This window comes from Sphingomonas parva (ex Maeng et al. 2020) (genome assembly GCF_004564275.1).
Classification (GTDB): Bacteria; Pseudomonadota; Alphaproteobacteria; order Sphingomonadales; family Sphingomonadaceae; genus Allosphingosinicella; species Allosphingosinicella parva.
This window is the reverse complement of record NZ_SPDV01000001.1, coordinates 77,788-95,547: the sequence shown is the minus strand read 5'-3', so window position 1 is coordinate 95,547 and position 17,760 is coordinate 77,788. Positions and strand designations below refer to the sequence as shown.

General features: G+C 68.8%; 18 protein-coding genes. 4 read left to right on the top strand and 14 right to left on the bottom strand.

Translation table 11 applies throughout. The features are described from left to right. Positions 1-35: 35 nt before the first annotated feature. The 8 genes from rseP to rpsB form a co-directional block, all read right to left on the bottom strand. The gene (gene rseP / locus E2493_RS00425; RefSeq protein WP_225421051.1) at positions 36-1,172 is read right to left on the bottom strand and encodes an RIP metalloprotease RseP; all 1,137 of its coding nucleotides are present in this window, start codon (positions 1,170-1,172) and stop codon (positions 36-38) included. Further along, positions 1,169-2,335, bottom strand: a complete 1,167-nt coding sequence (locus tag E2493_RS00420; protein WP_135082592.1) for a 1-deoxy-D-xylulose-5-phosphate reductoisomerase — start codon at positions 2,333-2,335, stop codon at positions 1,169-1,171. The genes rseP and E2493_RS00420 overlap by 4 nt, the downstream gene beginning before the upstream one ends. Continuing rightward, positions 2,332-3,174, bottom strand: a complete 843-nt coding sequence (locus E2493_RS00415; protein ID WP_135082590.1) for a phosphatidate cytidylyltransferase — start codon at positions 3,172-3,174, stop codon at positions 2,332-2,334. Before E2493_RS00415 ends, E2493_RS00420 begins: the two co-directional genes overlap by 4 nt. Further along, complete coding sequence (locus tag E2493_RS00410; protein WP_135082858.1) at positions 3,171-3,938, bottom strand: isoprenyl transferase; 768 nt, start codon at positions 3,936-3,938, stop codon at positions 3,171-3,173. Before E2493_RS00410 ends, E2493_RS00415 begins: the two co-directional genes overlap by 4 nt. Continuing rightward, positions 3,938-4,495, bottom strand: a complete 558-nt coding sequence (gene frr / locus E2493_RS00405; RefSeq protein ID WP_135082588.1) for a ribosome recycling factor — start codon at positions 4,493-4,495, stop codon at positions 3,938-3,940. Before frr ends, E2493_RS00410 begins: the two co-directional genes overlap by 1 nt. 3 nt (positions 4,496-4,498) lie before the next feature. Beyond that, positions 4,499-5,221, bottom strand: coding sequence for a UMP kinase (gene pyrH / locus E2493_RS00400; RefSeq protein ID WP_135082586.1), 723 nt, complete (start codon positions 5,219-5,221; stop codon positions 4,499-4,501). A 221-nt stretch (positions 5,222-5,442) separates the two neighbouring features. After that, positions 5,443-6,372 (bottom strand): translation elongation factor Ts, encoded by a 930-nt coding sequence (gene tsf, locus E2493_RS00395; RefSeq protein WP_135082584.1) that lies wholly within the window; start codon positions 6,370-6,372, stop codon positions 5,443-5,445. A 180-nt stretch (positions 6,373-6,552) separates the two neighbouring features. Then, a complete protein-coding gene (gene rpsB / locus E2493_RS00390; RefSeq protein WP_135082582.1) occupies positions 6,553-7,311 on the bottom strand; it encodes a 30S ribosomal protein S2 in 759 nt (252 codons plus the stop codon). A 296-nt stretch (positions 7,312-7,607) separates the two neighbouring features. Between rpsB and E2493_RS00385 the strand changes: the two genes are divergently transcribed. After that, on the top strand, positions 7,608-7,790 hold the full coding sequence (locus tag E2493_RS00385) for a hypothetical protein (RefSeq protein WP_135082580.1): 183 nt from the start codon (positions 7,608-7,610) through the stop codon (positions 7,788-7,790). Here E2493_RS00385 and E2493_RS00380 read toward each other — a convergent pair. Together E2493_RS00380 and E2493_RS00375 are read right to left on the bottom strand one after the other, a co-directional pair. Further along, entirely contained in the window at positions 7,738-8,529 is a 792-nt protein-coding gene (locus E2493_RS00380) for a CDP-alcohol phosphatidyltransferase family protein (protein WP_135082577.1), read from the bottom strand. The genes E2493_RS00385 and E2493_RS00380 overlap by 53 nt on opposite strands. Continuing rightward, the gene (locus tag E2493_RS00375; protein WP_135082575.1) at positions 8,526-9,263 is read right to left on the bottom strand and encodes a phosphatidylserine decarboxylase; all 738 of its coding nucleotides are present in this window, start codon (positions 9,261-9,263) and stop codon (positions 8,526-8,528) included. The genes E2493_RS00380 and E2493_RS00375 overlap by 4 nt, the downstream gene beginning before the upstream one ends. Before the next feature lie 126 nt (positions 9,264-9,389). On the opposite strand from E2493_RS00375, the gene E2493_RS00370 reads away from it, so the two are divergent. Then, complete coding sequence (locus E2493_RS00370; RefSeq protein WP_135082573.1) at positions 9,390-10,610, top strand: NADP-dependent isocitrate dehydrogenase; 1,221 nt, start codon at positions 9,390-9,392, stop codon at positions 10,608-10,610. Here E2493_RS00370 and E2493_RS21650 read toward each other — a convergent pair. Next, positions 10,607-11,149, bottom strand: a complete 543-nt coding sequence (locus E2493_RS21650; protein WP_225421049.1) for an FAD-dependent monooxygenase — start codon at positions 11,147-11,149, stop codon at positions 10,607-10,609. The genes E2493_RS00370 and E2493_RS21650 overlap by 4 nt on opposite strands. Further along, complete coding sequence (locus tag E2493_RS21645; protein WP_225421048.1) at positions 11,150-11,824, bottom strand: FAD-dependent monooxygenase; 675 nt, start codon at positions 11,822-11,824, stop codon at positions 11,150-11,152. Between the two features lie 38 nt (positions 11,825-11,862). Here E2493_RS21645 and E2493_RS00360 point away from each other — a divergent pair, with 38 nt between their 5' ends. After that, positions 11,863-13,647 (top strand): cation:proton antiporter domain-containing protein, encoded by a 1,785-nt coding sequence (locus E2493_RS00360; RefSeq protein ID WP_135082571.1) that lies wholly within the window; start codon positions 11,863-11,865, stop codon positions 13,645-13,647. Between the two features lie 90 nt (positions 13,648-13,737). Continuing rightward, positions 13,738-15,006 (top strand): DUF763 domain-containing protein, encoded by a 1,269-nt coding sequence (locus tag E2493_RS00355; protein WP_135082569.1) that lies wholly within the window; start codon positions 13,738-13,740, stop codon positions 15,004-15,006. Here the strand turns inward: E2493_RS00355 and E2493_RS00350 are convergent. Together E2493_RS00350 and E2493_RS20965 are read right to left on the bottom strand one after the other, a co-directional pair. Continuing rightward, positions 15,003-17,030, bottom strand: a complete 2,028-nt coding sequence (locus E2493_RS00350; RefSeq protein ID WP_167737314.1) for a serine/threonine protein kinase — start codon at positions 17,028-17,030, stop codon at positions 15,003-15,005. The genes E2493_RS00355 and E2493_RS00350 overlap by 4 nt on opposite strands. Further along, complete coding sequence (locus tag E2493_RS20965) at positions 17,027-17,758, bottom strand: hypothetical protein (protein ID WP_167737313.1); 732 nt, start codon at positions 17,756-17,758, stop codon at positions 17,027-17,029. Before E2493_RS20965 ends, E2493_RS00350 begins: the two co-directional genes overlap by 4 nt. Positions 17,759-17,760: the final 2 nt, after the last annotated feature.

The following is a 17,760-nucleotide window of genomic DNA, read 5'->3' as shown; positions in this document are numbered from 1 at the left end:
GTTTCCCTGTCGCCTCAAGCCCTGCCCGATCACGCTCAGTCGATCAAGCCGCCAAGCTTGGTGAGCAGTCCAAAAGACGCCAGGTCGTTCAACGTGACGAAGACCATCAGCGCGAGAAGAGCCGCAAGACCCGTGCGGAACGCCCATTCCTGAGCCTCCGGACGGAGCGGTTTCCGGCGCACGCCCTCGATTGCGTAAAGGAGCAGATGGCCACCATCGAGCATCGGGATTGGCAAGAGGTTGATGAAGCCGAGATTAATGGAGATCACGGCCACGAACCACAGGAACGCCAGGATGCCCAGGCTGGCCTGCTCACCCGAGAATTTGGCGATCTTCAGCGGTCCGCCCAGCTCCTTCACCGAGCGCCGCCCGGTGATGATCTGCTCCAGCCCCTCGACCGTGGTGGAGACGATCTGACCGGTCATCCGCACGCCGCCGGACAGGGCGCCGCCGATCGACACCGGCTCGAGAACCCGTGCACCGGGGCCCACGCCGAGCTTGCCGCGCTTGAACTGATTGCCGAAATTGTCGCGTTCCACGGCCGCCTTCGCCACCGCCACCGTCTCGCCGGCCCGTCCATCACGCTGGTAAGAGATGCGAAGCCTCTCCCCCGGCCGCAGGACGACGTAGTTGGCGATGTCCTCGAAGCGGCCGATCGCGCTCCCGTCGATCGCGGTAATGCGATCTCCCGGGCGCAGGCCGGCGGCAGCGGCGGCGGATCCCGGCTCGATGGCGGCGATTACCGCCGGCGTCCGCGGCTCGCCATAGGCCATCAGGAAGCCGCAGAAGATCAGGATGGCGAGCAGGAAATTGGTCACCGGCCCGGCCGCGACGATCAGGAAGCGCTGCCAAACCGGTTTGGCCTGGAAGGTCCGCGCTCGCTCTTCCGGAGGCAATGCGAGCCACTCGGCGCTCGGCTGACTGGCCGGGTTCATGTCGCCGGCGAACTTCACATAGCCGCCGAGCGGGAGCCAGCACAGCTTCCAGCGGGTGCCGCGCCGATCGGTCCAGCCGGCGAGCTCGCGTCCGAAGCCGATCGAGAACACTTCCGCCTTCACCCCGAACCACCGGCCGACGAGATAATGGCCGAGCTCGTGGATGAAGATCAGCGGACCGATGACGAGCAGGAAGCTCAGCACGGTCCAGAGGAAGCCGGGGTTGCCGCTGTTCAACGCATGTACCTTCGTTTGACGCCGTCCGCCACGGCGCGCGCCTCTCGGTCGATCTCGAGCACTTCCTCGACCGAGGCCGGCGATGGTGGCGTGCAACATCGCAAAGTTTCGGCCGAGATAGAAGCAATATCGAGAAAGCCGATCGATCCTTCAAGGAAGGAGGCGACGGCTATCTCGTTGGCGGCATTGAGTATCGCCGGCGCGGCACCGCCTTCGCGCAGCGCATCGCGGGCCAGTCCGAGGGCCGGGAAGCGGGTGAGATCCGGCGCCTCGAAGGCAAGGCTGCCGATCCGGACCAGGTCCAGACGCTCACAGGGTGTCGCCATCCGCTCCGGCCAGGCGAGAGTATAAGCGATCGGGATGCGCATGTCGGGGGCGCCGAGCTGCGCCAGCACCGATCCGTCGACATATTCGACGAGGCTGTGGATGACCGACTGGGGGTGGATGACGACGTCGAACGCGTCCGCCTCCAGCGGGAACAGATGATAGGCCTCGATCAGCTCGAGCCCCTTGTTCATCAGCGTCGCGGAATCGACCGAGATCTTCGCGCCCATCGACCAATTGGGATGCGCGACCGCCTGGGCCGGGGTCATCCCGCGCATCTCTTCGAGGCTGCGCGTGCGGAACGGGCCACCGCTGGCGGTGAGGATGATGCGGCGTACCGCCTGCGGCCGCTCCGCTTCGAAGCACTGGAACACCGCATTGTGCTCGGAATCGACCGGAAGCAGCGTTGCGCCGCTCGCCTTTGCCGCCTCGGTCATCAGGGCGCCGGCGGAGACGAGCGATTCCTTGTTGGCGAGGGCGACGGTGCGGCCGCCGCGGAGGGCAGCCATGGTCGGCCGAAGACCGGCCGTGCCGACGATCGCTGCCATCGTCCAGTCCGCGCCCGACCCCGCGGCGGCGAGCACCGCCTCCTCGCCGCCCTCGGCCGCGATGCCGCTGCCCTGCAGCGCCTCGCGCAGGGCCGGGAGCGCCGCGGAGTCGGCGACTACGGCGCGGGACGCGCCGACCCGACGGGCCGCCTCGGCAAGACCCGCAACGTCGCGGTTCGCCGTCAAGGCGATCACGCGATAAGCCTCGGGATGGCGCGCGATGAGGTCGAGCGTCGAGCGGCCGACCGAGCCGGTCGCCCCGAGGATCGTGACGCTGCGCGGCGCGGTCACGGCATCGCCAGGACGAGAAGCAGAAGCCCCAGGGTCGCCAACACTACCGGGAGCAGCCCGTCGACGCGATCGAGAACGCCGCCGTGCCCGGGAAGCAGGCTGCCGCTGTCCTTGACGCCGAGGCGGCGCTTCACCTTGCTCTCGTAGAGATCGCCGAGCTGCGCGAGCAGCCCGAGCGGGGCGCCGGCGATCGCGAACACCGGGCCGAGGCCGCACAGGATGGCGGCCACTGCGCCGATCACGCCCGCCCCTGCCATGCCGCCCAGCAGGCCCGACCAGGTCTTGTTGGGGCTGATCCGCGGCGCGAGCTTCGGTCCGCCGATGCTGCGGCCGGCGAAATAGGCGAAGATGTCGGTCGACCAGGTGACCAGCATCAGCCAGAAGACGATGTCGTAGCGCGCCCATTGCAGCACCAGCAGCGCGAACGACGGAATGGCGACGTAGAGAAAGCCCCAGCCCATCGACAGCCGCCGGGTGAACACGGTGTAGAGCGCGGCGATGCCCGCCAGGACCGCAAAGCCGGCCCAGATCTGGTCGAAGCTCTCGAGGCTGATCGCCTCGACCCCGTCGATCAGGTCGATCTCACCGACCGGATAGAGCCACTCGCCGAGCCCGAGCAGGGCTGCGACGAGCAATGCGCACCCCGCCCAGCTCCAGCCTCTGCGGACGCGGTGCATGTCGCCCCATTCGATCAGCATCACCGCCGCGGCCGCCGCGACCAGCAGCCTGAACAGCCAACCCCCGAAATAGATGGCGGTGCAGGCCACGGCGATCATCACGACGCCCGCCGCGAAGCGGGTAGTGAGGTCCGATGCCGCTTTCGCCGCCGGCTCGCTCATCGGCCACCGAAGCGGCGTTCGCGGCCGGCGAAGGCCCGCAGCGCCGCCCGGAGGGCGTCGCCGTCGAAATCGGGCCAGAGAGTGTCGACGAACAGCAGCTCGGCATAAGCCGCCTGCCAGAGCAGGAAATTGGACAGGCGATGCTCGCCCGAGGTGCGAATGAGCAGGTCGAGCGGCGGCAGGTCCGCCGTGTCGAGCGAAGCTTCCAGCGCCGCCTCGTCGATGTCCGAGGGCGCGATCTCGCCTGTCGCGGCGCGGGCCGCGAGCGTCTGGGCCGCCTTCACCAGCTCGAGACGCGAGCCGTAGTTGAGCGCGATGGCGAGGGTCATCCGCTGGTTGTTGGCGGTCTTGGCGACCGCCTCGTCGACCATCCGCGCCGTTTCCGGAGAAAAGACGCCGTGATCGCCGAGGATCTTGATCCGGATTCCCTCCTTGTGGAGGGCGCCGAGCTCGCGGGCGATGTAGAGGCGCAGCAGGCCCATGAGATCGTTGATCTCATCTTCCGGGCGGCGCCAGTTCTCCGACGAGAAGGCGTAGAGCGTCAGGCACTCGACCCCGGCCTCGCCCGCGGCGCGGAGCACCTTGCGCGCGGCCTCGGCGCCCTGTCGGTGGCCGGCGGCGCGGGGCAGCCCGCGGGCCTTGGCCCAGCGCCCGTTGCCGTCCATGATGATGGCAACGTGGCGGGGCACGCCCCCGCCGGCCGGCCCCTGGGCCTCCGCGCCTTCCGCCTCGGGCCGCTGCGACGCGCTGGCCGCTTTTCCGATCACCGCTGAAGGATTTCCTTTTCCTTGGCCGCCATGGCGCCGTCGATCTCCTTGATCGTATCGTCAGTCAGCTTCTGGACCTCGGTCTCGAGCCGCTTGCGCTCGTCCTCGCTGATCTCGTGCTTCTTCTCGTCCTGCTTCAGCACGTCCATGCCGTCGCGACGAACGTTGCGGACGGCGATGCGCGCCTTCTCCGCATATTGGCTGGCGAGCTTGGCGAGCTCCTTGCGGCGCTCCTCGGTGAGGTCCGGGATCGGCAGGCGCAGCGTCTGGCCTTCCGAGATCGGGTTGAGGCCCAGGCCGGACGAGCGGATCGCCTTCTCGACCGAGCTGACGTTCGAGCGGTCCCAGACCTGCACGGACAGCATGCGCGGCTCCGGTGCCGAGATGGTCGCGACCTGGTTGAGCGGCATGTGGGCGCCATAGACCTCGACCGTGACCGGCTCGAGCAGGCTGGTCGACGCGCGGCCGGTCCTGAGACCGCCGAGATCGTGCTTCAGCGCCTCGACGGCGCCGTGCATGCGCCGCTGGATATCGGCCTTGTCATAAGCGGGCATCTCTCACTCCTCGTTCTGAACGATCGTCGCAGTCCCCTCACCGGCGAGCACGCGGGCGAGATTGCCCTGCTCGCGGATGTTGAAGACGACGATCGGGATATTGTTGTCTCGGCACAAAGCCACCGCGCTCGCATCCATGACGCGAAGATCGTCGGCGAGCACACGGTTGAAGCCGATATGCTCGTAGCGGTGCGCGTCCGGCTGCTTCTTGGGATCGGCATCGTAGACGCCGTCGACGCTGGTGCCCTTGAACAAAGCGTCGCAGCCCATCTCGGCCGCACGCAGCGCTGCGGCGGTATCGGTGGTGAAATAGGGATTGCCGGTGCCGGCGGCGAAGATCACCACCCGGCCCTTCTCCATGTGGCGCGCGGCGCGCCGGCGGATGTACGGCTCGGAGATGCTGGCCATCGGAATGGCCGACTGGACCCGCGTGTCGACGCCGATCTTCTCCAGCGCGTTCTGCATCGCGAGCGCGTTCATGACGGTCGCCAGCATGCCCATGTAATCGGCATTGGCGCGATCGAAGCCCTTGGCGGCGCCGGCGAGCCCGCGGAAGATGTTGCCGCCGCCGACGACGATGCAGAGCTCGTGCCCCGCTTCCTTGGCCTGGGCGATCTCGCGCGCCATTCGCGAGGTGGTCTCGGGGTCGATTCCGAACTGCCCCTCCCCCATCAAGGCCTCGCCGGAAAGCTTCAGGAGAATGCGGTTGAAGCGCGGGCGCGTCATGGGTGGGCGAGGTCCGATCTGGATAAGGGTGGAGGCGGCGCGCACCTTAGTCAGGCGAGCTCGCGGTGCCAAGCATGTTCCCCGACGCAATTTGCGCAAGTCGCGGGCACCCGCGGCGGTGCATGCGGGCAAGGAAAAGGGTGGGCGGATGCGGAGCACCGCTCCTGCATCCGGCCCACCCTTCTCAAGTGCCCTCCCGCCCGAAAGCGGAAGGGGATCGGTCAGGCGGCCTTGCCGGCAGCCGCGGCGACTTCGGCAGCGAAGTCGCTCTCCTGCTTCTCGATGCCTTCGCCGAGCTGGAAGCGGACGTAGGCCTTCAGCTCGATGGCTGCGCCGGCGTTCTTCGCCTCGGCCTTCACCACGTCCTCGACCTTCGTCTTGTTGTCCATGACGAAGAGCTGCGAGAGCAGGGCGTTCTCCTTGCGGAACTTGGCGATCGCACCGTCGACCATCTTGGCGACGATATCGGCCGGCTTGCCGGACTCGCTCGCCTTCTCGGTCGCGATGGCACGCTCGCGCTCCACAGTCGCCGGATCGAGGTCCTCACCGCGCAGCGCCTGCGGGTTCGCCGCGGCAATGTGCATGGCGAGCTGCTTGCCGAGCGTCTCGAGCGCGGCCTTGTCGCCGCTGCTCTCGAGCGCGACGAGCACGCCGATCTTGCCGAGGCCGGGCGCCGCAGCATTGTGGACGTAGGACACCACGACGCCCTCGTTCACCTGCAGGACGGCGGCGCGGCGAAGCGACTGGTTCTCGCCGATCGTGGCGATGTTACCCGTCAGCTTCTCCTCGACGGTGCCGCCGGCCGGCCAGCTGGCGGCGAGCAGACCCTCGACGGTCGGGTTGGCGGTCAGCGCCAGCTCGGCCACGGTGCGGACGAACTCCTGGAACTGCTCGTTCTTCGCGACGAAGTCGGTCTCGGAATTGACCTCGACCACCGAGCCGCGCGTGCCGGAGACGGCGACGCCGACCAGGCCCTCGGCCGCGGTGCGGCCGGCCTTCTTGGCGGCCGCGGCAAGGCCCTTGGTGCGCAGCCAGTCGATGGCCGCTTCCATGTCGCCCTGCGTTTCGCCCAGCGCCTTCTTGCAGTCCATCATGCCGGCGCCGGTGCGCTCGCGCAGTTCCTTGACGGTTGCGGCCGTGATTTCCGCCATGTCTCTAATCCCCTGTATGTCGGCGCAATGCTGCGCGAATGCCGAAAAGGCCCGTTCGGGCCGGCCTCGCGGGAGATAGTCGCTCCCGCCGTTCAGCCAAGGCCCGCTCGGGCGGGTCCGGGCCGAAAGGCCCCGATTTGTGGATCGGGGAGAGGCGAGGCCCCTCCCCGTCCAGACGTCTTAGGCGTCGGCCAGCGCGGCTTCCGCCGGCGGCTCGGCCATCGCCCCGATGTCGACGCCGCGGTTGGCGGCGCCACCCGACTTGCCGGCGAGGACCGCGTCCGCGACCGCGTCGCAATAGAGGCGGATCGCGCGGCTGGCGTCGTCATTGCCCGGAACCGGGAAGGCAATGCCGTTCGGGCTCACGTTCGAATCGAGGATCGCCACCACGGGAATGCCGAGCACGTTGGCTTCCTTGATCGCCAGCTCTTCCTTGTTGGCGTCGATCACGAAGATCACGTCCGGAAGACCGCCCATGTCGCGAATGCCGCCGAGCGAGAGCTCGAACTTGTCGCGCTCGCGGGTGAGCTGGAGCACTTCCTTCTTGGTGAGGCCGGCGGTGTCGCCCGACAGCTGCTCCTCGAGGCTCTTGAAGCGCTTGATCGACCCCGAGATCGTCTTCCAGTTGGTGAGCATGCCGCCCAGCCAGCGATGGTTGACGAAATGCTGGCCCGACCGGCGGGCGGCTTCGGCGATCGGATCCTGCGCCTGGCGCTTGGTGCCGACGAACAGCACCTTGCCGCCGTGGGCGACGGTCTGACGCACGAAATCGAGCGCGCGCGCGAACAGCGGCACGGTCTGCGACAGATCGATGATGTGAACGCCGTTGCGCTCGCCGAAGATGTAGGGCTTCATCTTCGGGTTCCAGCGGTGGGTCTGGTGGCCGAAATGCGCTCCGGCCTCGAGCAATTGCTGCATGGTGACGTCGGTGGACGCCATGGTCTTTCTCCTTCCGGTTGTACCTCTGCAGGGCCGGAAGACCGGGAGCCGATCAGGCTCTCCAGCCACCGGTATGATGGCCCTGCATGTGGAATGCGCGCGCACTTACGGGCTTATCGCTGAGAAATCAAGCGGCTGCGGCCGCACCCGTAGAGTGGAACGTGACGAGAACATTCCGTTCGCGACACGGTTGACAGCGGAACGGATAAGGAACATCATCGCCGCACAATCCGGGAAACGGATCAAAATGGCAGCGCCGGACGTTGGGGCGCTGTGGATAAGTAAGGGGAAAAGCTGTGATTCACCTCGCGTCCGCATTGTTCTTCACGCTCGCTCTGCTCGCCGCCCTCACCACGCTTCACGTCGTGGTGCAGCTCTCCTGGAGCGAGATCGTGGCGGCGCTTCGCGGCGAGCTCGGCCGCGAGTTCAGCCCTCGGCGAGCGGCCTCGGCGACGCCGCGGCGGCACGCTGTTTCTTGACCCGCGCGTAGCTGGCGATGCTGAACGGGATCGAGGCCAGATAGAGGAACGAGGCGACGCTCAGCGTCTCCCAGGGCGCCGTCACCAGCGCGCCGGCCACCAGAGCGATCACGACGATCGCCGTGAAGCGGACGTTTCGCCGCAACCGGATCGATCCCCAGGAAAAGGTGGCGACGCTCGAGATCATCAGGAAGGCGCAGATCGCAGCCCAGGCCGCGATGCCGTAGCGGTCATGAAGCCAGTCCCATTCGCGCCCGCTCGCGATCCACAGATAGGTCGGAAGCAGGAGAAGCGCGGCGCCGGCCGGCGCCGGCACGCCGGTGAGGAAGCCGGCCGATTTGTGCGGCTGCTCCTCCACGTCGATATTGGCGTTGAAGCGCGCCAGGCGCAGCGCTGCGCACACCGCATAAGCAAGGGCGAACAGCCAGCCGAAGCGCGGCAGATATTGCAGCGCCCAGAGATGGACGATGATCGCCGGCGAGACGCCGAACGCGATCACGTCGGACAGGGAATCGAGCTCGGCTCCGAAGCGGCTCTGCCCCTTCAGCATCCGCGCGATCCGGCCGTCCATGCCGTCGAGCACCGCGGCGATCAGGATCGCGGCGATCGCCTTCTCCCAATCCTCGGCGATGGCGAAGCGGACGCCGCTGAGGCCCGAGCAGAGCGCCAGCGCCGTCACGGCGTTGGGGACGACGGCGCGGAGCGGGATGCCCCGCCGCTCGCGCGCGGGCCCGATCACTGAGCGACGCCCTCCAGCGCCTGGGCGACGCCGATTTTGGCGATCACCGTCTCACCGGCGATGGTGCGCTGGCCGAGCAGGACCTGGGACGAGGTGCCGGCCGGAAGATAGACATCGACGCGGCTGCCGAAGCGGATCAGGCCCACCCTTTGCCCGGCGACGACATGATCACCGACCCGCGACCAGGGCACGATCCGCCGCGCGACGAGGCCGGCGATCTGGGTGAAGCCGATCCGCGTTCCGTCGGCTCCCTCGACCAGGAAGTGGTTGCGCTCATTGTCCTCGCTGGCCTTGTCGAGATCGGCGTTGAGGAACTTGCCGGCGACATAGATCACCCGCTTGATCTCGCCGCTGATCGGCGCGCGATTGATGTGCACGTCGAACACGCTCATGAAGATCGAGACCCGGGTCAGGGGATCGTCGCCGAGCATGTCGGGACCACGCATTTCCGGGGGCGGCGGCACCGTCGCGATCATCGTCACCATGCCGTCGGCAGGCGCGATCACCAGTCCCTCCCCTTTCGGCGTGGTGCGGATCGGATCGCGGAAGAAGGCGGCGACCCACAGAGTGATGCCGGTCATGATCCAGCCGATCCAGTCCCAGTCGATCAGCCAGAAGAAGACGAGCGCGATCGCTGCGGCGATGACGACGAACTTGCGCCCTTCCGGGTGGACGTTCGGCATGCGGTAGCGGACGTTCGTCGTGACGAGGTCCGGCTTTTCGAGCGAGGTCATGGCCCGCCTCTACAAGCGCGTTCCGCGGGTGACAACCGCAAGCGATTCCCTTCCGGTTGATCGGGCGCGCGCCACGGCCTACACGGCGCCGCAACTCCAGCACGAGCCAAGGAAAGCGCACCCCGCATGGCCAAGATCAAAGTGAAGAACCCGGTCGTCGAGCTCGACGGCGACGAGATGACCCGGATCATCTGGCAGTGGATCCGCGAGCGGCTGATCCTCCCCTATCTCGACGTCGATCTCATCTACTTCGATCTCGGAGTGGAGAAGCGCGACGAGACCGAGGACAAGATCACGGTCGAATCCGCCAACGCGATCAAGAAGTACGGCGTCGGCGTGAAGTGCGCGACGATCACCCCCGACGAGGCGCGTGTCGAGGAGTTCAAGCTCAAGAAGATGTGGAAGTCGCCCAACGGCACGATCCGCAACATCCTCGGCGGCGTCGTCTTCCGCGAGCCGATCGTCATCCAGAACGTCCCGCGCCTGATCCCGGGCTGGACCGACCCGATCGTCGTCGGCCGCCACGCCTTCGGCGACCAGTACAAGGCGACCGACTTCAAGGTGCCCGGCGCGGGCAAATTGAAGATGATCTGGGAAGGCGAGGATGGCCAGCGGATCGAGGAGGAGGTGTTCGACTTCCCCGCCGCCGGCGTCGCCATGGGCATGTACAATCTCGACGAGTCGATCCGCGATTTCGCCCGCGCCAGCTTCAACTACGGCCTGAACCGCAACTGGCCGGTCTATCTCTCGACCAAGAACACGATCCTCAAGGCCTATGACGGCCGCTTCAAGGACATCTTCCAGGAGACGTTCGAGGCCGAGTTCAAGGAGCAGTTCGACGCCGCCGGCATCGAATATCAGCACCGCCTGATCGACGACATGGTCGCCTCCGCCCTGAAATGGTCCGGCAAGTTCGTCTGGGCGTGCAAGAATTATGACGGTGACGTCCAGTCGGACCAGGTCGCCCAGGGCTTCGGCTCGCTGGGCCTGATGACTTCGATCCTGATGACTCCCGACGGCAAGACGGTGGAGGCCGAGGCGGCGCACGGCACGGTCACCCGCCACTATCGCATGCACCAGCAGGGCAAGGCGACCTCGACCAACCCGATCGCCTCGATCTTCGCCTGGACCGGCGGCCTCAAGTACCGCGGCAAGTTCGACGGAACGCCCGAGGTCACCGAGTTCGCCGAGACGCTGGAGCGGGTCTGCATCGAGACGGTCGAGCAGGGCCAGATGACCAAGGATCTCGCCATCCTGATCGGTCCGGATCAGGCGTGGATGACCACCGAGCAGTTCTTCGAGGCGATCCGCGTCAACCTCGAGAAGAAGATGGGCGCCAGCGCCTAAGCCTTGGGTGACCGGACTCGTTCCGCCCTGTAGCCGAAGCCGATAAGGGCAGCAGGCAGGCGGCGCAGGACCGGGAGTCGATCGAGCAGACGAAGCGGGAGCGGTGGTTTCATCGCTCCCGCTTTTCGTTGCAGCAGGGGCGAGATGATCCGGCGCTGCGCGGCCGCCTGCAACCCCTGGATCACTCGGACCGCGGGCAGCCGGCGCTTCTCGATCTTCGCGAGCAACGGATCCTGATCGATGCCGCGCGCCATCGGCGCGGCCAGGATGTTCGCCGCCGCGACCGCATCCTGGATGGCGACGTTGATCCCCACGCCGCCGATCGGGGACATGGCGTGCGCCGCATCGCCGATCACGAGCAGGCCCGGTCTGTGCCAGCGCTCGAGCCGGTCGAGCGTAACGGTCAGCAGCTTGACGTCGTCCCAGCTTCGCAGGGCATCGGCGCCCTCGCCGAGCGTCGGCGCCGCGCGGGCGACGTCGGCGCGAAAGGCCTCGATCCCCTCTTCCTGCACCCGCTCCGCTTCCCCTTTCGGAAACACCTAGGCGCACTGCCAATAGTCGCCGCGGTCGATCATCGCGATGATCCGACCCGGCTCGAAGATGCCGCCGCTGCGATTGTCGCCGGTGCGGACCTTGGGGATACGGAACCAGAAAACGTCGATCGGTGCACCGAGGTCGCGAACGCGGAGCGCCGCCGCGCCGCGCAGCACCGAGCGCCTGCCGTCGGACGCGATCACCAGGCGCGCGGTGAGCGCATGCTCTATGCCGGCGCAGTCGCGGTAGCGCACGCCGGCGACGCGGTCGGCGGCCATGACCAGGCCGGTCGCCTCCGCTTCCATGATCAGCTCGAACCCGGGGAAGCGACGCGCCTCCTCGGCGACGAAATCGAGAAACTCCCATTGCGGCATCATCGCGATGAAGTTCCACCGCGGATCGAAGGCCGAGAGGTCCGCGAAGGCGAGCTGGCGGCCGCCGACAGTGGCGCCGATCGTGCGCACCTTGTCGTGCGGACGGGCGAGCAGGCGGTCCAGCAGGCCGAGATCGGAAAAGATCCGGAGCGTTGAGGGATGGACGGTGTCGCCCCGGAAATCGCGCAGGAAGTCCGCATGCTTCTCGAGAACGGTGACGCGCAGGCCGGCGCGCGCGAACAGCAGCCCCGCCACCATGCCGGCCGGGCCGCCGCCCACGATGCAAAGATCGACCTCGGCCGCCATGAGGCTGACAATCGCGTGAGAGGATGCATAAAGGCAAGATGGCCGCACAATTCCAGACCACTCCGCTCAGCGACGCCCTCGTCATCCTCGGCGCCGCCGGCATCGTCATTCCCGCTTTCGCCCGGGTCCGGGTCAGCCCCGTCATCGGGTTCATCCTCGTCGGCATCCTCGCCGGTCCCAAGGGGCTCGGCTCGCTCGTCGCCGACCAGCCCTGGCTCGGCTACCTCACGATCAGCAATCCGCACGCGATCGAGCCGTTCGCCGAGTTCGGACTCATCCTCCTTCTCTTCTCGATCGGCCTGGAGCTCAGCTTCCGCCGTCTGTGGGGCATGCGCCGGCTGGTCTTCGGCCTCGGCGCGGGCGAGCTGATCCTCTCCGCCCTGCTGATCGGCGGCGCGCTCTACCTGTTCGGCCACAGCAGCGGCGGAGCGGCGGCGCTCGGCCTCGCGCTTGCCCTCTCCTCGACGGCGCTGGTGCTGCCGATGGTAGGGACGACTGGCCCGATCGGGCGTCCGGCCTTCGCGATGCTGCTGTTCGAGGATCTCGCGATCGTCCCGATCATCTTCTTCCTCGGCGCGCTCGCCCCGCAGGCGTCGGATGCGGGATGGGCGGGTCTCGTCCGCACGATCGTGCTCGGCGCGCTACTGATCGGCGCGATGCTCGTCCTCGGCCGGGTGCTGCTGCCGCGTCTGTTCGGCCAGGCCGCCCGCACCAAGAGTCCCGAGCTGTTCCTGTCGATCAGCCTGCTCGTCGTGATCGCGTCGAGCCTCGCGTCCACCGCCGTCGGCCTGTCGCCGATCGTCGGCGCGATCGTGGCGGGCATCCTGATCGCCGAGACCGATTATTCGAGCGAGGTCGAGGTCATCACCGCCCCGTTTCGCGGTCTCGCGCTCGGCGTCTTCCTGATCACCGTCGGCATGAGCCTCGACGTGCGCGCCATCGCCGCGGCGTGGGAGAAACTGCTGCTTGCCCTCGTCGCCGTCGTGCTGGTGAAGGCGGCGGTCACCGGCGCCCTGCTTCGCTTCTCCGGCTCGCGGAAATCGGTTGCGGCGGAGACCGGCCTGCTGATGGCCTCGCCCTCCGAGACGACGCTGATCGTTCTCGCCACCGCCTCGGCCGCCGGTCTGATCGCCGCCGACACTGCCGCCTTCTGGACGATCGTGACGGCGCTCGGCCTCACCATCACGCCGCTCCTCGCCCGGATCGGGCGCGACGCGGCCCGCCGGGTCGACGTCCATGTCGATCCGGAAAGCGAGGCCGTCACCAGCGACCTGAAGGAGCCGCGGGTCGTGATCATCGGCTACGGCCGGGTGGGACGGCTCGTCGCCGACATGCTGACCCGTCACGGCCGCACCTTCGTCGCGGTCGATTCCAACATCGACAACGTCGCCAAGGCGCGCCGCCGCGGCGTACCGGTGGTGTTCGGCGATGTCGCGCGGCCGGAGATGATGGACCGGCTGAACCTCGGTCATGCTGCGGCGCTGATCCTGACGATGGACGATCCGGTGCTGACCGTCCGTCTCACCAAGAAGGTTCGCGCCTGGTGTCCCGGTCTTACCATCGTGGCACGCGCCCGCGACGCCGGCCATGCCGCCGAGCTCTACCGGGCGGGTGCCACCGATGCGGTACCGGAGACGCTCGAGGCCTCGCTCCAGCTTTCGGAAGCCGTGCTGGTCGAGCTGGGCATCGCGATGGGCCCGGTGATCGCCTCGATCCACGAGAAACGCGCCGAGCTGCGTCAGGACATCATGAACCGGGGCGAGCTCCAGCAGGAGCCGCCGCTCGGCCGCCGCCGCTTGCGGGACGCTCTCAAGCCGAACTGAGCTTTTCCCGCTCCGTCAGAGGTCGAACGGGCTGGCGGGCCGATGGAAGGCCTGCTATCCGTTCCATCTCTGTTCCTGGAGTCCGTCGACATGGCGCAAAGATCGGGCAGCGCCGTCCTGCCGCTGCACGGGGGCCGGGTTCCCGCCTGGCTCGGCGAGCGCATGACCCGGCTCGGCGCGGTGATGACCCAGGCGATCGTCCATCATTACGGCCGGGACGAATTCCTGCGCCGGCTCGCCCACCCTTTCTGGTTCCAGTCGTTCGGGGCGGTGATGGGAATGGACTGGCATTCCTCCGGAATCACCACCAGCGTCATCGGTGCGCTGAAGCGCGGCCTCAACCCGCTCGCCGGCGAGCTCGGCATCCACGTCTGCGGCGGCCGCGGCCGCCATTCCCGCCAGACGCCGGCGGAGCTGGTCGCCGCCAGCGAGCGGGCCGGTCTCGACGGCAGCGGCCTCGCCACCGCGAGCCGGCTGGTGGCGAAGGTCGACAGCGCCGCCGTCCAGGACGGCTTCGATCTCTACCTCCACGGCTTCATCGTCACCGACGACGGCAAATGGACGGTCGTGCAGCAGGGCATGAACGGCGCACGCCGAACGGCGCGCCGCTACCACTGGCTGTCCGAAGGCCTGGAGAGCTTCGTCGACTCGCCGCATGCCGCAATCGAAGGACGCGAGCAGGGCAATATCGTCAACCTCGCCGATCGCCGCGCCGAAGCCTCGCGCCGCGCGCAGCTCGATCTGCTGGCCGCGCTCGGCCCGGATCGGCTCGCCCGCGAAGCCGCGGCGCTGCGCCGCGCCACGGTGCCGCCCTCGCCCGCCGCGGACGCCGAGCCGATCCTGCCTCATCTCGTCCTGCCCGATCACCACGATCTGCGCGCCGACGACGTCATCGTGCGCCGCCTCCACGCCAGCCTCGCCGCGGCGGCCGACCGCGGGCCCAAGGACTTTGCCGATCTCCTGCTCGTGCCGGGTGTGGGCGCGCGGACCGTCGCGTCGCTCGCCATGGTCGCCGAGGTGATCCACGGCGCGCCCTGCCGCTTCGCCGATCCCGGCCGCTTCTCCCTCGCCCATGGCGGCAAGGATGGCCATCCCTTCCCCGTTCCGCTGAAGGTCTACGACAAGACGATCGGCGTGCTGAAGACCGCGGTCGCCGCCGCCCGGCTCGGCGAGGAGGAGAAGCTCGGCGCAACCCGCCGCCTCGACGAGCAGGCGCGACGCCTGGAGCGTCACGCCACCGGCCCGTCGCTCGAAACGTTCACTGCCGAGGAACGGCGGCGCAGCCACGAATATGGCGGCCGCACCGTTTTCGGCTGGGCAAAGCCCGGCTCGCCGGGGAAGGAGGCCGCGTCGGGCTAAGCCGATCCGCCCAGCACGCGCGGCAGCAGGAAAGCGGGAAGCACCGCCCGCTCCGGCGCCTTCAGCTCAACGGCGAGCAAGGCATCGAACAGGTCTGCTCCCTCTGCGGGAGCGAGGAGCGCTCCCCGCGCCGCCGCGATCCAGCGGGGGCTGCCGGTCAGCTGGTGGAGCCGCAACGCAGCGAACGCTGCGCCTGTTCGCGTCTCAGGGCGCGGCGCGGCGAGCGCCAGGCGGCGGAAGCGCGCCGTGCCGAGGGCGAAATGCGCGTCCGCCCAGAGCCAGGGATCGCCTCGCCCATCCGCTGCCGCACGGCCGAGGCGGCGGCCGAGATCCTCGGGATAGGGCAACGCTCTGGCGCGGCCGAGCGCGAGGGCGGCACGGAGCCCTATCGTCGCATTGGCGTCAGCGACGCCCACCTCGTTTCGCGCGACCTGCACAGTCGCCCAGGTGACGAGCGCGGAGGCATCCACGGGCCGCCCTCCGATGCCGTCAAGCACCTCCGCCGCGGCGAGCGTGGCAGGCCTTCGCTCGCCGGCCCGCACGGCGCCGGCGGCCGCGATGAAGGCTGCGATGGCGCGCTGCTCGGCACGATGGTCGGACTGAGCCCGGGCGATCTGCGCCGCCACCGCCTGCGCCGCCCAGCCGCCTTCGGCCTTGCCGATCCACATCTCCGCGGCGGCGAGAAGCTCCCCGTCGCCAAGGGCGAGCGCCGCCCGCAACGCCAGCCAGGCGCGATCAAGCGGCGGCAGCGCCGACGCAGCTGTATCCCGGAGCGGGGCCAGCGCAGCATCGAGAGCCGGCCGCGGGTCTGCCGCCTTCGGAAGGGAAATCGCGCGCCAGGCCGCGGCGAGCGCCGCGACGCTGGCGAAGCGCCGTTCAGACCGTTTGGCCAGCCCGCGGGCGAGCACTGCCTCCGCCTTCGGCCAGGCGGCAACGCCGCGCGCCGCGAATGGCAAAGGTGGGCGGCGGACGATCTGGCGGAGCAGCTCGTCCTGCACCGCAATGCTCTGCATCGGGTGGAGGCCGGTGAGGAGCAGATAGGCGAGCACGCACAGGGCATATTGCTCGGAGGCGGGCGTAGCGGGTGGCGGCATCCGCCCGCGCAACATCGCTCCGGCCATGTCGGGATCGTGGAAGTGCGGAATACCGCCGCGCGACGCGGCGGCGCCCTCCCCGATCCGGATCGCCGCCCCGAAGTCGAGGATGACGATGCTCTTGTCCTCCCGCACCATGCAATTGCCGGTGTGCACGTCGCCGTGGAGGACGCCTGCGCCGTGCAGCCGCGCGTAAGCCACGAAGAGCGATCCGACGAGATGATGGAGCGCGTCGCGGTCGCCGGCCGCGCGTGCCTGTTGCGCGGCGGTCGCGATGCTGGTGCCTTCGCAATATTCCATCGCGACATAGGGTCTCCCGCCGTCCATGCCGCAGCCGTGGAAGCGCGGCGAGACCTCGCCACCGAGCGATTCGAGCACCCGCGCCTCGTACTGCAGCACCGCGCGCATCTCGGGCCGGTCGGCGCGGCCGATCTTCAGCGCGACCGCCTCGCCCGCCGCATCGCGTGCCTTGTAGATCTCACTGTCGTCCTGCGCGCGAACGAGGAAGTCGATCTCGTAGCAGGCGAAGGCCTGGCCGGCGCCGAGGCTGGGCGCAATGCTGTCGGCGGCGGCGGACTCCGCAGGAACGAGGATCCGCCCCTGGATCAAGGTCGCCAGCGCGTCGAACGCCTGCTCCAGAATCACCGCCGGATCCTCGCCATGTTCCCGGCCGAAACGGAGGATTGCATCGGTGATCAGGCTGGGCTGCCGGAACTCCTCGACCAGAGCAGCCAGCGGCTCTGGAACGAGCCGCGGGATAAGGCGAAAGCCCGGCCGCGTGATCACCGTCTGCCCGGGCGCGACCGGCCCGATCCTGTCGCGGAGCCTGGCGGTAAGCTCGGCCACCTTCAGGCACTTCACGTCCCGGGGGAGCAGGAAGAGCGTCTCGGTGACGTCCGCGGCGCCGCTGAGCTGGCTCGGCGCGTTCATTGCAGCGAGCCCCCGGCCGGCGCCCAGCGCACCGGATCGACTCCGGCCTGCGCGATGTCGCGAAGCGCAGCGCTGACGGGGTCCGCCGGCCCCGCCTGCGTCAGCCCTGCCGCGAGCCGGCGCGTGATCCAGCTTCGCCAGCTGACGCCGCCCTCGCCGCCGGCAGGATCGGCGCCCCACGACAGCAGTCCATCGCCGCCGAGGTCTGCCGTAAAGGGCGTGCCCTGGGCCGGGCAGCCGCTCAGCAACGCGCCCAGGGTGCGGGCGACCTCGCGGAGATGGCCTGGGTCGTCGAAATAGGCGACGATCTTGTCCGGCCGCAGCAGGCCTTCCAGGCCCCTGCCCACCTTGAACGAGCGCACGCCGCCGCCCGCGAACGCCTCCGCCACCACCGGGAACGCTCCCGGAAGCGCCTGCGGCAGCGGGCTGACGTAGAGCTTGCACGTCGCCACGACGCGCGGCGCATCGCCGCGCGCGAAGGAGAACCAGCCGGGGAAGCTCGTCGCCTCGAACGCCGCCTCCAGGCATCGCCGGGCGCTGCCGCCGCGCGCCAGGCCGAGCACGGACATCGGCTCGTCGTCGAGCCCGAAGTCTCGCTCGATCGCCGGGCCGCGCGGATAGGTACCGAAGCGGTAGAGCCGCCTGGCGAGGGTTTCCGACGGCGCCGGCAGGCCTGCGGCAGCCAGCCGCAGACCCGCCAGCGACAGTCCCGCCAGGCGGCCGGTCACGT

Coding starts and splice junctions, on each gene's coding strand:
- E2493_RS00415 (WP_135082590.1), bottom strand. CDS start 3,174: ATGAGCGAGCCGGCGGCGAAAGCGGCATCGGACCTCACTACCCGCTTC.
- frr (WP_135082588.1), bottom strand. CDS start 4,495: ATGCCCGCTTATGACAAGGCCGATATCCAGCGGCGCATGCACGGCGCC.
- pyrH (WP_135082586.1), bottom strand. CDS start 5,221: ATGACGCGCCCGCGCTTCAACCGCATTCTCCTGAAGCTTTCCGGCGAG.
- tsf (WP_135082584.1), bottom strand. CDS start 6,372: ATGGCGGAAATCACGGCCGCAACCGTCAAGGAACTGCGCGAGCGCACC.
- rpsB (WP_135082582.1), bottom strand. CDS start 7,311: ATGGCGTCCACCGACGTCACCATGCAGCAATTGCTCGAGGCCGGAGCG.
- E2493_RS00375 (WP_135082575.1), bottom strand. CDS start 9,263: ATGACCTCGCTCGAAAAGCCGGACCTCGTCACGACGAACGTCCGCTAC.
- E2493_RS00370 (WP_135082573.1), top strand. CDS start 9,390: ATGGCCAAGATCAAAGTGAAGAACCCGGTCGTCGAGCTCGACGGCGAC.
- E2493_RS21645 (WP_225421048.1), bottom strand. CDS start 11,824: ATGGCGGCCGAGGTCGATCTTTGCATCGTGGGCGGCGGCCCGGCCGGC.
- E2493_RS00360 (WP_135082571.1), top strand. CDS start 11,863: ATGGCCGCACAATTCCAGACCACTCCGCTCAGCGACGCCCTCGTCATC.
- E2493_RS00355 (WP_135082569.1), top strand. CDS start 13,738: ATGGCGCAAAGATCGGGCAGCGCCGTCCTGCCGCTGCACGGGGGCCGG.
- E2493_RS00350 (WP_167737314.1), bottom strand. CDS start 17,030: ATGAACGCGCCGAGCCAGCTCAGCGGCGCCGCGGACGTCACCGAGACG.